At 40.8% G+C, this 13,125-nt stretch carries 11 protein-coding genes; 9 read left to right on the forward strand and 2 right to left on the reverse strand.

The window, feature by feature from the left end; translation table 11 throughout:
• Positions 1-177 precede the first annotated feature (177 nt).
• The 4 genes from K1F36_RS03805 (at position 178) to K1F36_RS03820 (ending at position 3,055) form a co-directional block, all read left to right on the forward strand.
• Positions 178-1,863: a glutamine--tRNA ligase/YqeY domain fusion protein gene (locus K1F36_RS03805; protein ID WP_220112613.1), complete on the forward strand. Its 1,686-nt coding sequence runs from the start codon at positions 178-180 to the stop codon at positions 1,861-1,863.
• Positions 1,864-2,159: 296 nt separating this feature from the next.
• A complete protein-coding gene (locus K1F36_RS03810; protein ID WP_220112614.1) occupies positions 2,160-2,489 on the forward strand; it encodes a YtxH domain-containing protein in 330 nt (109 codons plus the stop codon).
• A 3-nt stretch (positions 2,490-2,492) separates the two neighbouring features.
• Positions 2,493-2,843, forward strand: a complete 351-nt coding sequence (locus K1F36_RS03815; protein WP_220112615.1) for an LPXTG cell wall anchor domain-containing protein — start codon at positions 2,493-2,495, stop codon at positions 2,841-2,843.
• On the forward strand, positions 2,840-3,055 hold the full coding sequence (locus K1F36_RS03820) for a DUF6327 family protein (protein ID WP_207031166.1): 216 nt from the start codon (positions 2,840-2,842) through the stop codon (positions 3,053-3,055). Before K1F36_RS03815 ends, K1F36_RS03820 begins: the two co-directional genes overlap by 4 nt.
• 68 nt (positions 3,056-3,123) lie before the next feature.
• On the opposite strand, the gene K1F36_RS03825 is transcribed toward K1F36_RS03820, so the two are convergent.
• Together K1F36_RS03825 and gltX are read right to left on the reverse strand one after the other, a co-directional pair.
• Entirely contained in the window at positions 3,124-4,059 is a 936-nt protein-coding gene (locus K1F36_RS03825; RefSeq protein WP_220112616.1) for an SPFH domain-containing protein, read from the reverse strand.
• Positions 4,060-4,152: 93 nt separating this feature from the next.
• Positions 4,153-5,649: a glutamate--tRNA ligase gene (gene gltX / locus K1F36_RS03830; RefSeq protein ID WP_220112617.1), complete on the reverse strand. Its 1,497-nt coding sequence runs from the start codon at positions 5,647-5,649 to the stop codon at positions 4,153-4,155.
• Positions 5,650-5,813: 164 nt separating this feature from the next.
• On the opposite strand from gltX, the gene K1F36_RS03835 reads away from it, so the two are divergent.
• The 5 genes from K1F36_RS03835 to K1F36_RS03855 all read left to right on the forward strand — a co-directional run bounded on the left by K1F36_RS03835 (position 5,814) and on the right by K1F36_RS03855 (position 12,959).
• Entirely contained in the window at positions 5,814-9,224 is a 3,411-nt protein-coding gene (locus tag K1F36_RS03835; RefSeq protein ID WP_220112618.1) for a hypothetical protein, read from the forward strand.
• Positions 9,217-9,636: an rRNA maturation RNase YbeY gene (gene ybeY / locus K1F36_RS03840; RefSeq protein WP_220112619.1), complete on the forward strand. Its 420-nt coding sequence runs from the start codon at positions 9,217-9,219 to the stop codon at positions 9,634-9,636. The genes K1F36_RS03835 and ybeY overlap by 8 nt, the downstream gene beginning before the upstream one ends.
• A 2-nt stretch (positions 9,637-9,638) precedes the next feature.
• Positions 9,639-11,507, forward strand: coding sequence for a tRNA uridine-5-carboxymethylaminomethyl(34) synthesis enzyme MnmG (gene mnmG, locus K1F36_RS03845; RefSeq protein ID WP_220112620.1), 1,869 nt, complete (start codon positions 9,639-9,641; stop codon positions 11,505-11,507).
• Between the two features lie 98 nt (positions 11,508-11,605).
• Positions 11,606-12,151 carry a hypothetical protein gene (locus K1F36_RS03850; protein ID WP_220112621.1) on the forward strand — a complete coding sequence of 182 codons (546 nt, stop codon included), beginning with the start codon at positions 11,606-11,608 and terminating at the stop codon, positions 12,149-12,151.
• Positions 12,129-12,959 (forward strand): class I SAM-dependent methyltransferase, encoded by an 831-nt coding sequence (locus tag K1F36_RS03855; RefSeq protein ID WP_220112622.1) that lies wholly within the window; start codon positions 12,129-12,131, stop codon positions 12,957-12,959. The genes K1F36_RS03850 and K1F36_RS03855 overlap by 23 nt, the downstream gene beginning before the upstream one ends.
• Positions 12,960-13,125: the final 166 nt, after the last annotated feature.

A 13,125-nucleotide genomic window follows, 5' to 3' on the forward strand; every position in this document is an offset into this window, starting at 1 on the left:
CGCCTTTTCATCATACAGTATTCCAATAACAAATATGTCCCTAATTTCGTCGAAAGGAAAGATATTGTTGTAGGTGATACCAAAACTGTTGTGAAATCGCCTACTTTGTATACACAAGAGCATGAAAAATAGCTATCAACTAGGGATTTTACTACATTTGCGCATCAAATTATGGGTATGTCAGAAGAAGCTAGATCGCTCAATTTTATAGAACATATTGTTGAGGACGACTTAAAAAATGATTACAAAAAAGAGGAGTTGAGATTCCGTTTTCCTCCAGAACCGAATGGTTATTTACACATTGGGCACGCAAGCTCCATCTGTTTGAATTTTGGCTTGGGCTTGCGGTACAATGCCCCTGTAAACCTTCGGTTTGATGATACAAATCCTGCCAAAGAGGAGAAGGAGTATGTGGAGGCTATCAAGAAGGATGTCAGTTGGTTGGGGTTTGAATGGGACACAGAATGCTATGCATCCGATTACTTTCAACAGCTCTACGATTGGGCCGTTATTTTGATAAAGAACGGCAAGGCGTATGTAGATAGTCAATCTTCCGAAGATATAGCCAATCAAAAGGGAACTCCAACAGAACCAGGCAAAGAAAGTCCGTATAGAAATCGTTCCGTTGAGGAGAATTTAGAACTTTTTGAAGGGATGAAGAACGGTGAATTCAAAGATGGCGCGCATGTACTTCGGGCCAAAATAAACATGGCATCTTCCAATATGTTGATGCGTGATCCAGTGATGTACAGGATTCTTCATAAACCGCACCACCGAACAAATACCGATTGGTGTATTTATCCTATGTACGATTGGACACATGGCGAAAGCGATTATATAGAACAAGTCTCGCATTCCTTGTGTACACTGGAATTTTTACCACACAGAGAACTTTATGACTGGTTTTTGGACCAAGTGGTATCTTCTGATAAATTACGTCCTAAACAGCGTGAATTTGCCAGAAGAAACTTGAGCCACACTGTGGTGAGCAAGCGTAAATTGCTTCAATTGGTGGAGAAAGGTGTTGTTGAGGGTTGGGACGATCCTCGGATGCCCACAATTTCTGGACTTAGACGAAGAGGATTTACCCCGGAATCCATCAGGAATTTTGCCGATACCATTGGAATTGCCAAGCGTGATAATGTTGTTGATGTTTCCCTGTTGGATTTTTATGTCAGGGAGCACTTGAATAAGATAGCGCCCCGGGTTATGGCTGTTTTAAACCCTTTAAAGGTTGTCATCACCAATTACGAGGAGGGCAAGGAAGAATGGTTGGATGCCGAGAACAATCCGGAGGACGAATCAGCTGGAAGTAGGAAAGTCCCTTTTTCCCGAGAAATTTATATTGAACAAGAAGATTTTAGGGAAGAGGCCAACCGAAAATTCTTCAGGCTAAAACTTGGAGGGGAAGTCCGTTTAAAAAATGGATACATCATTAAAGCGGAAAGTTGTAGCAAGGATGATAACGGGCACATTGTGGAAGTACAATGTACTTATGACCCCAAAAGTAAGAGTGGTTCCGGTACAGAGGAGAGTCTGCGAAAGGTAAAAGGAACCCTTCATTGGGTTTCCATACCACATGCCATAACGGCTGAAGTAAGATTGTACGACCGTTTGTTCACAGATGCGACACCGGATAGCCATAAGGAAAAGGATTTTATGGATTTTGTTAACCCTGATTCATTGGAAAAAGTAACAGGTTATTTGGAACCAAGTTTGCGGGATGCCAAAATCGGGGAGCAGGTCCAATTTCAGCGCATGGGTTATTTTAATGTTGACAAAGATTCAACACCGGAACATTTGGTGTTCAACCGAACAGTTACCTTAAGGGATACCTGGGCCAAATTGGAGCAAAAGGAGTAGCATAATATTTTCTTATGGAACCTAAACCCGCCATTGAAGTTTGTTATGGAAAATGACTTCGTTGGGCGGGTTTTATCTGCAGATATTTTAAGTCCTTACATTTCTCTTTTGGAAGCCGAAAAAGCAGCTTAGAGGTCTTTATTTGCCCTATTTCATCAAAAAATAGCTAAAGCGTCAATCATTCGTTCGATTGAATCGATCGTTGTGTGTATTGTGATATAATTTTGAGTAAATTGATTCGGGCATCATACTGGCCCCCGATTTAAAAATCAAGTTTAATTTAAAGAATCAATATTATGTCAAATAACACAGGAAATATTTTAACCGCACTATTAACAGGAGCACTTGTTGGAGCAGGCGTCGGAATCCTTTACGCACCAGATAAGGGAAAAAGAACCAGAAAGAAAATCAAGAAAAGCGCTGTAAAGGCAAAGGACGATATCTCGCAAAGCCTTACCCACGCCAAGCAAGAGTTTAGCAAAACCGCTGATGCAAAAAAAGTAGAGTTTGAAGAAAAGTTGGAGGACACTCTTTCCAGCATGAGCTATAAAGCAGATGACATTTTGGTGGCCCTTGAGAAAAAATTGGAAGATCTAAGAAAGAAGAACGCCCAACTACAGAAGTAATATATGGCCTTCGAAGAAATTAAAGAACAGATAGACAATGTAGAAGAAGGAGTGAGGTCCTATGTAAAAAATAGTTTGGATTTTTACAGGCTTCAAAGCTTTAAGTCCATGATGAGAGGAGTTACCATGGCGACCAAAGTGCTTATAATTGGTTGTGTGGGCTCTTTGGCCCTACTGTTTCTTTCATTGAGTGCTGCATTTTGGCTGGGAACACTGCTGGAAAGCACTTCGCAAGGTTTCTTAATGGTTGGAGGTTTTTATGTACTGATCGGTTTGCTTCTGTTCTTGTTAAGGAAGAAGTTTGAAAGCCCACTGCTAAAAAAGTTTTCTAAATTTTATTTTGAAGAATTATGATCAAGGCACAATACACATCGTTCGAAGACATTGATAGGGACCTTAAAATCTTAAAATTACAAAGACAGATAGATGAGGAACAGGTGAAGTTGGCCGTACAAAAAACCAAAGAGGAATTGTATCCGACCAATATACTGACCGGCATGGCGCCATTACTGCAAAAATTGGCACTTACCATTGTAGCAAAAAAACTGATGAACAAATTCAGTTGATTATAAATCTATCATAAAAACAGAAAGGCCGCTTAGTAGAGCGGCCTTTTTTATGATTTTAGAGCTTTCTATGCATCTCCAGCATCTTTTTGGCTCTGTTTACGTTTCATGGCCTCACCAATTTGATTGCTTGCCGTAAAGGAAGCTACCATATTGTTCAGCATATCGCTGCCCGCCTGTGGTGAGTTGGGCAATAGAATCAGGTTGGTGTCGGTTTCCTCACCGATTGCTTGTAAGGTATCATAATGTTGGGTTACCACTATCAGCGCTGATGCTTCCTGTGAATTGATCCCCACCTTGTTAAGCACTTCTACGGATTCTTCCAGACCCCTGGCAATTTCCCTACGTTGGTCAGCGATACCTTGTCCCTGAAGTCTTTTGCTTTCCGCTTCGGCCTTCGCTTTTTCTACAATTAAAATGCGCTGTGCATCACCTTCAAATTGGGCGGCTATTTTTTCACGTTCCGAAGCATTGATCCGGTTCATTGCAGATTTTACCTGTGCATCCGGGTCGATATCCGTCACCAAGGTTTTTATGATATCAAAACCATAGTCCAACATGGCATCTTGCAATTCTGATTTTACCGCAATGGCGATATCATCCTTTTTCACGAAAACATCATCCAATTTCATTTTAGGGACCTCGGCACGCACTACATCAAACACGTAGGATGTAATCTGATCGTGTGGATATTCCAATTGGTAAAAAGCTTCGTATACTTTATCTCGAATCACTACATATTGAACGGAAACTTTTAGTTTCACAAATACGTCGTCCAAGGTTTTAGTTTCAACGATAACGTCCAATTGTTGGATTTTAAGGCTCAATCGGCCCGCGATACGGTCTACGATGGGAATTTTCATCTGGAGCCCTGAGCTGCGGATACTGTGGAACTTACCGAAGCGTTCCACGGCAACGGCCGTTTGTTGTTTTACAATAAAGAAAAATTTGAACAGGATGATAAGCGCAACAAACGCAATAGGTATTATTAAATAGTTGCCCATAGTGTTTAGAATTTATGTTAGAAATGGAAATTACAAAACTTGACTAAAGTATTAGTAGCCAATTGTTAAATAATGTTACATTTCTTTTGAATTCTAAAGTCGGTCTATGGCAGCTTTTATACGGCCAATACTTTCTGTTTTACCGATCAAGGCCATTATGTCGAAAAGATGTGGACCTTTCATATCACCAACAATGACCAAACGGAGAGGGGCCATCACTTTTCCGAAGGAAAGTTCTTTTTCTGTAATCCAGGCCTTAACGGTTTCTTCAATTTTGGATGATTCAAACTCTTCGATGTCTTCCAAAACCTCCGCAACTTGCTGCATGATTTCTGGAGTATCTTCTTTCCACTGTTTTTTTACAGCTTTTTCGTTATAGGAGGTAGGGGACTGGAAGAAATAATCGGAAAGCTCCCAAAAGTCCTTTACAAAATTGGCGCGCTCTTTAATGGAGGAAACTACTTGCACTATATAACCTGACTCAGCGGAAACCCCTTTTTTCTGTAGTTCTACAGCATATATTTCGGCAAGTTGCTCGTTTGATTTTAATTGTAACCATTGCTGATTGTACCAATTGTTTTTTTCTGGATCGAAACGTGCACCTGATTTGTTTACCCGTTCCAAAGTAAAGGAGCCTATCAATTCTTTTAGAGTGAATAGCTCTTGCTCTGTTCCAGGATTCCATCCCAACAAAGCCAAAAAGTTGACCACGGCTTCGGGGAAGAAACCGGCTTCACGATATCCTTCGGATTGGTTCCACGTGAGCGGAAAAACGGGAAATCCCCCTTTTTCACCATCACGCTTGCTCAATTTTCCTTTGCCCACAGGTTTCATGATCAAGGGCAGATGGGCAAATTCCGGAGCATCCCAACCAAAAGCATCATACAATAGGGTGTGCAACGCTAAGGACGGTAACCATTCTTCTCCCCGGATAACATGGGTAATTTGCATTAAGTGGTCATCAACAATGTTTGCCAAATGATAGGTGGGCATGCCATCACTTTTGAAGAGCACCTTGTCATCAAGTATGTTTGAATCTATTTTTATTTCTCCGCGGACAATATCTTTAAGAAGTAATTCTTCATTCTCAGGAGACTTAAACCTGATTACGTAATCCTCACCTGCAGCAATCTTGGCCTTGACCTCTTCATTGGTCAGTGAAAGAGAGTTGGTCAGTTTTAAACGATTATGCCAATTATAGATAAATGTTTTCCCTTTGGCCTCATGGTCTTTCCTATGTTGGTCCAAAACTTCAGCTGTGTCAAAAGCATAATATGCCTTACCCTTTTGCACAAGCTCCAAGGCGTATGACTTGTACAATTGTTTGCGCTCGCTCTGTCTATACGGCCCAAAGTCCCCTTCTTTTCCAGGTCCTTCATCAAAAGGAATACCGCACCAGTTCAATGCCTCTATGATATAATCTTCCGCCCCTTCAACAAATCGGTTTTGGTCGGTATCCTCAATACGGAGTACAAAGTCACCACCATTTTTTTTAGCGAACAAATAATTGAACAAAGCGGTGCGAAGACCACCGATATGTAGGGGACCTGTTGGGCTTGGCGCAAATCGAACTCGTACTTTTTGACTCATAATAGGGCTGTATTAGGGTGCAAAGATACATTGATGCCGATGAATTGAAAAGGGTTGTAGCATTGTGTTTCAATATTTCCAAAGGTTTGGTAAATGGAGGTTTAACAAATTTTTTCTGCTCTTTTCCAACGGATCGGGTAATTTGGTAATACAAATACATCATTTTGGGTGCATATCAGAACATATTGGCCAAGCTGGAGAGCTTTATCAAAAGGTTTTATACCAAGCAATTGATAAAGGGAATTTTCTTGTTTTTGACTTTGGGCACGATGTTTTGGATTGCCATAACTTTTTTTGAATACCTCTTGTGGCTGGGTAATTCTTGGAGATTGACGTTGTTCGTTCTTTTTATAATCGTTGAAGCCTATCTGTTATTTCGATATGTAGTTGTACCATTGATGTACCTGTTCAGAATGAGAAAGGGGATGGACAATAAAACTGCGTCCAAATTGATAGGAAAGCACTTTCCGGATGTGGATGACAAACTATTGAATTTATTAGAGTTGTCCGAAAACCCCCAAAAGTCGGATTTGCTATTGGCCAGTATCGAACAGCGAGCATCCAGTTTGGGGCCGGTGCCATTTGCAGAGGCCGTTAATTTTAAGGAAAGTTATTCCTATGCCAAATACATCGTATTTCCCGTACTTATTTTTGCTTTTATCTGGATAGCTGGTGACATCGTTTCTTTTTTTAATTCCCATCAAAGGGTTATGCACTACGATATGGCCTATGAAAGACCAGCGCCATTTACTTTTCAGGTTATGAACTCCACATTGGAAGTAATGGACAACGAGGCGTTGACGATACAAGTGAAGACAGTTGGGGATTTGCGTCCGGACAATGTGGAAATTGTCGTGAACGGAGAAGCACTTTTAATGCAGAATAGCGGGGCGTATTATGAATATACTTTTCAACCACCTGTTCCTGAAGCGAGTTTTTATTTGTCGGCCAACGGTTGGAATTCCAGAAGCTATAATGTAAGCAGTTTTAGGACGCCCACTTTAATGGACTTTACACTGGAATTGGAGTACCCGAAGTATCTTAACCTTATGTCCGAAACAATTACCGGAACGGGTAATGCTGAAGTTCCTGAAGGGACCAAAGTTACTTGGAAGATTCAAGGAGACTATGTTGACGACATTAAAATGATTTCGGCGGATACTATACTTTCTTTCACAAGGGAGGATAATTTTTTTTCCAACACAAAACGATTGTATTATGATTTGGAGTATGAGTTGACGACCTCCAACAAAAGGGTTCAGGATTTTGAAAAGTTGGCTTATCGATTGAATGTGGTCAAGGATGCCAAGGCGAATGTCCAGGTAGATCAAGTTCTTGATTCTTTGAACCCGAACGAATCATACTATACGGGTCAAGCTGCTGATGACCACGGCTTAAGTGAGATTCGATTGGTTTGTTATCCTTCGGATGATGCCAACAAGATTCAACGGTTATCTCTGGCACGCCCAAATACCAATGTGTATCAATTCTACTATACATTTCCATCTGGTTTATCCCTTGAGCCCGGTAAACGGTACAAATTGTTCTTTGAAATCGTTGATAATGATGGGATTAGAGGAGGAAAAGTGACTAAAAGCGCTGTCTTTGATGCTACCCTTTATAACGATAACGAATTGAATAACAAAGAATTAGAGTTTCAGAACACCACTTTGAACAAAATGGGCGAGTCTTTGAAATCTTTTAAAGAGCAAGAGGAAAAATTATCGGAGCTGAACAATCTTCAGAAAGAAGAAAAGTCTTTGAGTTTTGAGGATAAAAGCCAGATTAAAAATTTCTTGCAACAACAGAAAAGACAAGAAGAATTGATGCAGAAGTTCAGTCAAGATTTGAACAAAAGTATTGATAAGAATGCTGAGGACACTGAAATGAAGAAGATGCTTCAAGAACGTTTGGAACGTCAGGAGGCCGAAGCAAAGAAGAATGCCGCCCTACTCGAAGAGCTTGAAAAAATTGCTGAGAAAATCGATAAGGATGATCTGCAAAGACGTTTGGAAGAGTTGGGTAAGAACCAAGGAAAGAATACCCGTAACCTAGAGCAGATCTTAGAGTTGACAAAACGCTATTATGTCACGGAGAAAGCTTCCCAAATTTCCAAAGAACTGGATGAGTTGGCCAAGAAACAGGAAACACTTTCAGCGTTAAAACTAGGTCAAGATTTTAGTGATAAAGAGCAGCAAAAACTTAATGAGGATTTCAATGATCTGGAAAAGCAAATACGTGAATTGGAGAAGGACAACGAACAACTTCACAAACCTTTGGAATTAGATACGGATAAGAACAAGACCGATGCAGTAAAAGAGGACCAAAAGGATGCCCTGGAAGAAATCAATAAGCACCAAGGAATGGAACAATCCTCCCAGTCCGACGATAAGAGAAAAGCGGAGAACAATGCAGCCAAAAAGCAGAAATCTGCTGCCCAGAAAATGCGTGAGATGAGTCAGTCCATGAAATCTGGTTCCATGGGAGGGGGAGAAAGTGATGCGGAGGATGCTGAAATGCTCCGACAAATTTTGGATAATTTGGTCACATTTTCTTTTAAACAAGAGAATCTTTTTGATAATATTCAAAGTGCGGATGTTGATATCTCACAGTTTTCTAGAACAGTAAAGGACCAACAAAACTTAAGGAGATTATTTGAACATGTTGATGATAGTCTTTTCTCACTTTCTTTGCGCAGGGCCGAGTTGTCCGAATTCGTAAACGAGCAGATTACAGAAGTCTATTACAACATTGATAAATCACTGGAAAGTATTGCCGAGAATCAAATTTACCAGGGGGCTTCATATCAGCAGTATGTAATCAATGCCACCAATGCACTTGCTGATTTTCTGGCGAATATTTTGGATAATATGCAACAGAATATGAGCCCTGGTCAAGGAAGTGGGGGAGAGGGTCAAGACTTTCAGTTGCCAGACATTATAAAAGGCCAGCAAGAAATTCAGGAAAAAATGAATGGCTCAGGTCAGCAAGGTAAACCGTCCGAGGGTCAAGGCCAACAAAGCGGAGAAAATGAAGGCGGTCAACAAGAAGGGCAACAGGGCAATGGCAAGAACGGACAGGAAGGTGACAAAGGCGAAAGTGGGCAAGGTTCCGGTCAAGGAAAGGAAGGCCAATCAACGGGAAATGGACTTGAAGAAATGAATCTCAATGAGGTGTATGAGATCTATAAGGAACAACAGTTCCTAAGGGAAAATTTGGAAAAGCAGTTGGAGGATATCATGCAACAGTCCGACAAGAACCTTGCTAAAAAGTTGATTCAGCAAATGGAGGATTTCGAAAACGATTTGTTGGAAAATGGCATCACAGACCGAACCCGCAGCAAGGCAAACAATATTCAACATCAATTGATGAAACTGGAGAACGCTTCCATGGAGCAAGGCGAAAAGAAAGAGCGTGAAAGCGATACCAACGTAAAACAATATGTAAATCCGGTTACTACCAAGCCAGACCTACTTCAAGATTACAGGAATAGCATTGAAATATTAAATAGACAAGCCTTACCTTTGCGGCAAAATTTTGAAAAAAAGGTAAAGGGTTACTTCAATAATGATTGAGTTTCATTTTAAAAGTGATTTAATAATTGACGACATATCCGAGTATGCCGATTGGATAAATAGGGTTATACAGTCGGAAGGATTTTCTGTCGGTCAAGTGGATTATATTTTTTGCACGGATGAATACTTGTTGGAGCTGAATCAGGAGTATTTAAAGCACGACACCTTCACGGACATTATTACTTTTGACTATACAGATGGGAGCGCCATTTCGGGTGATATTTTTATTTCAACCGATCGAGTCAAAGAGAATGCCAAGGAGTTTGAAGAAGATGTGTTAAACGAACTTCGCCGGGTGATGAGCCATGGTGTTTTGCACCTAGCAGGATATGGAGACAAGAGAAAAGAGGAGTCCAAGTTGATGCGCGAAAAAGAAGACGAAAAGATTAAAATGTTCCACGTGGAACCATAGATATGTTTGAAAACGAGTATGATGTTATTGTAGTAGGAGGGGGACATGCCGGAGCCGAGGCAACTGCCGCGGCGGCCAACATGGGCTCCAGTACTTTGTTGGTCACAATGAACCTTCAGACTATTGGACAAATGTCCTGCAACCCTGCCATGGGTGGAATAGCCAAAGGGCAAATTGTTCGTGAGATAGATGCACTTGGAGGATATAGTGGAATGGTTACGGACAAGTCTGCCATACAGTTCAAGATGTTGAACAAATCCAAGGGGCCAGCAATGTGGAGCCCACGAGCACAGAATGACCGTATGCGGTTTGCAGAGGAATGGCGAATGGCTTTGGAGAATACCCCAAAGGCAGATTTTTATCAGGAGATGGTCAACGGTCTGTTGATTGAAGGAGATAAGGTTGTAGGGGTAAGAACCAGTTTAGGATTAGAAATCCGTGCCAAGGCGGTAGTGCTTACCAATGGCACTTTTTTGAATGGATTGATCCATATTGGCGAGAAACAATTGGGGGGAGGTAGAGCAGGGGAAAAAGCTGCAACAGGAATAACCGAACAATTGGTTGAGCTTGGTTTTGATAGCGGACGGATGAAAACGGGAACCCCTCCAAGGGTGGATGGGAGGTCATTGGATTATTCCAAAATGATTCCTCAACCAGGTGATGACAAACCAGAAAAGTTCTCCTATTTGAATACATCTATTCTCCAAACACAACGTGATTGTCATATGACCCACACCAGTAAATTGGTGCACGATTTATTGCGAGAAGGGTTTGATCGTTCGCCTATGTTCAATGGTAGAATTCAAAGTTTAGGGCCACGATATTGCCCATCCATCGAGGATAAGATCAATCGATTTTCCGACAAGGATTCCCATCAAATATTCGTAGAACCAGAAGGCTGGAATACGGTGGAGGTATATGTAAACGGATTTTCCACTTCCTTGCCAGAGGACGTGCAATACAAGGCCTTGAAATCTGTAAAAGGATTTGAGCATGTAAAATTCTTTAGGCCGGGCTATGCAATCGAGTATGATTATTTTCCACCCACACAATTGAAGCATACGCTCGAAACCAAGTTGATAAACAACCTGTATTTCGCTGGGCAAATTAATGGTACCACGGGATACGAAGAAGCAGCTTCGCAAGGTTTGATGGCCGGTATAAATGCACACTTGAAAATCAATGAAAAGGAACCATTTATCCTAAAAAGAGATGAAGCCTATATAGGAGTTTTGGTCGATGATTTGATCACAAAAGGGACAGAAGAACCTTATCGAATGTTTACCTCCAGAGCAGAATACCGCACTTTATTGCGACAGGATAATGCCGATTTAAGATTGACGCCAAAGGGATATGAAATAGGTCTTGCAAAAGAAGAGCGCCTTAAACGAATGGAGGAGAAGATGAGCAAATCCGATAATTTTGTCGATTTCTTTAAAAAAACCAGCTTTACTACCGATGAAATAAATCCAATTTTGGAGTCGTTGGATTCGTCTTTGGTAAAACAATCCGATAAATTGTTCAAGGTGTTTTCTAGGCCAAAAGTTACCATGGACCACATGCTTCAATTGGATTCTGTTTCAGAATTTGTAAAGGAAAATAAATTGGATACAGAGGTCTTGGAGCAGGCGGAGATTCAAGTTAAATATTCCGGTTATATTGAAAAGGAAAAGACAAATGCGGATAAGCTACAGCGTTTGGAGAATGTCCGAATTCCGGACAACTTTGATTATTCAAAACTAAAATCACTGTCCTACGAAGCTAGGGAAAAATTGGAATCTATTCGGCCGGTTACCATATCCCAAGCATCCCGAATTAGCGGAGTTTCTCCAGCAGACATAAGTGTTCTTTTGGTGTATTTGGGGAGATAATCCAAAGACTTGTTCCACGTGGAACACAATTTTTTGTTTTTCGCTTATATACAAATGGCTCAGTTTTTGATTTCATTTTTGGCATAACACTAGGCCAGATGAAACGATTTTTACCAACCATTTTTGTTTTGGTCCTTTTGAGTTCCTGTATTCCGTTACGGATTGCTCCAAACATAAAGGACTATAAATTGATCGAAGGCAAACGATTTAAAAAGGGACTTCCAAAGAAAAGTGTCTTTGTTTTTGAAGACCCGAAAGACGCGAACGAATTTTACGATTACATCAATACAAAGTTTCAACTCGACGATTATTATGTAGATGTGCAGGTTCCCTTTTTGGTCAGTGGCAATACTTTTTACTTTTCGTTTTACGAGGTTGAAATTCCGACGAAGACCATAAACCTAATTCCGCTGGCTTTGGATGTGGCGTTAAGCAAATCGGCCGATATGGACCCGATTCTTGAAGATGCTTATGCCACACGTGTTGGAAACTGGTACATTGCCCTGGAAGTTTTTAGTGACACAGAAGAGGATTGTTTATCTGAAGATTCAATTTCAAGAGAAATGGTTTTGTCCTATCTTCGGGAATTGAAAAACGAATATTTGACAACCGATAACTATAATGAAGTTGTTTTTAAAAACTAAAGACTTTTCTGTTTCCGGAGAACAGTTTGAATTGCATTGGGACGAAGAATTGGATATGCTAGTGACCCAACCGCAACCCGAGAATTTGGCTTCTTACTACGAAAGCGAAGACTATATTTCCCATACAGACTCCAAATCTTCCTTCACGGACCGGCTTTATCAATCAGTAAAAGCTAAAAATCTTAAAAATAAGATTCAAATCATTGAAAATCAATTAGATGGGACAAAAAATCTTCTCGATTTGGGTGCGGGAACCGGTGATTTTTTGATTGCGGCCCAAAATTCAGATTTTCAAGTAACGGGTGTGGAGCCAAATCACAAAGCAAGAAAACTTGCGGAGCAGAAAGGAATCCGACTATCTTCAAATGTAGAGGATGTAGCCGGACAAAAATTCCAGGCCATCACCCTTTGGCATGTTCTCGAGCATTTGCCCAATTTGAAAGAGCAGATAGAAACCTTGGTCCAACTATTGGAAGAGGAGGGTGTCTTGGTGATTGCCGTCCCCAACTTTAAATCCTATGATGCCAAACACTATTCATCCCATTGGGCGGCTTTTGACGTTCCAAGACACCTTTGGCATTTTTCAAAAACATCCATTTCCAAACTTTTTGCCCCACATCAAATGGAAGTGGTAAAAAGTCAACCGATGTGGTTCGATGCTTTTTATGTATCAATGCTTTCAGAAAAGTATCGAGGAAACAAACTGTACCTAGTTAGCGCATTTTTTGTGGGATTGTGGTCCAATCTCAAAGCCATCTTTACCAAAGAGCATTCTTCGTTGATCTACATTCTAAAAAAGAAGAAATAAACGATTTTGAGAGACGCTGTCGAACGAATCCGCCTTTGGATGCACAATCATATCAAACCAAAGAGAACCGCCCAAATCGGCTTGTTTCTGAGCGCCGACAAAATAAGTGCAACAAATACCGTTGTGTATTTCCATAGAAAACATTTATGGTTCGGTGAAGCCTGTT

The sequence above is a fragment of the Flagellimonas abyssi genome (assembly GCF_019457905.1).
Lineage (GTDB): Bacteria > Bacteroidota > Bacteroidia > Flavobacteriales > Flavobacteriaceae > Flagellimonas > Flagellimonas abyssi.

What these genes read in the sequence shown, in the direction of transcription:
- mnmG (WP_220112620.1), top strand. Translation starts at nt 9,639, where the DNA reads ATGTTTGAAAACGAGTATGATGTTATTGTAGTAGGAGGGGGACATGCC.
- K1F36_RS03825 (WP_220112616.1), bottom strand. Translation starts at nt 4,059, where the DNA reads ATGGGCAACTATTTAATAATACCTATTGCGTTTGTTGCGCTTATCATC.
- K1F36_RS03855 (WP_220112622.1), top strand. Translation starts at nt 12,129, where the DNA reads ATGAAGTTGTTTTTAAAAACTAAAGACTTTTCTGTTTCCGGAGAACAG.
- K1F36_RS03820 (WP_207031166.1), top strand. Translation starts at nt 2,840, where the DNA reads ATGATCAAGGCACAATACACATCGTTCGAAGACATTGATAGGGACCTT.
- K1F36_RS03815 (WP_220112615.1), top strand. Translation starts at nt 2,493, where the DNA reads ATGGCCTTCGAAGAAATTAAAGAACAGATAGACAATGTAGAAGAAGGA.
- K1F36_RS03810 (WP_220112614.1), top strand. Translation starts at nt 2,160, where the DNA reads ATGTCAAATAACACAGGAAATATTTTAACCGCACTATTAACAGGAGCA.
- gltX (WP_220112617.1), bottom strand. Translation starts at nt 5,649, where the DNA reads ATGAGTCAAAAAGTACGAGTTCGATTTGCGCCAAGCCCAACAGGTCCC.
- K1F36_RS03850 (WP_220112621.1), top strand. Translation starts at nt 11,606, where the DNA reads ATGAAACGATTTTTACCAACCATTTTTGTTTTGGTCCTTTTGAGTTCC.
- ybeY (WP_220112619.1), top strand. Translation starts at nt 9,217, where the DNA reads ATGATTGAGTTTCATTTTAAAAGTGATTTAATAATTGACGACATATCC.
- K1F36_RS03805 (WP_220112613.1), top strand. Translation starts at nt 178, where the DNA reads ATGTCAGAAGAAGCTAGATCGCTCAATTTTATAGAACATATTGTTGAG.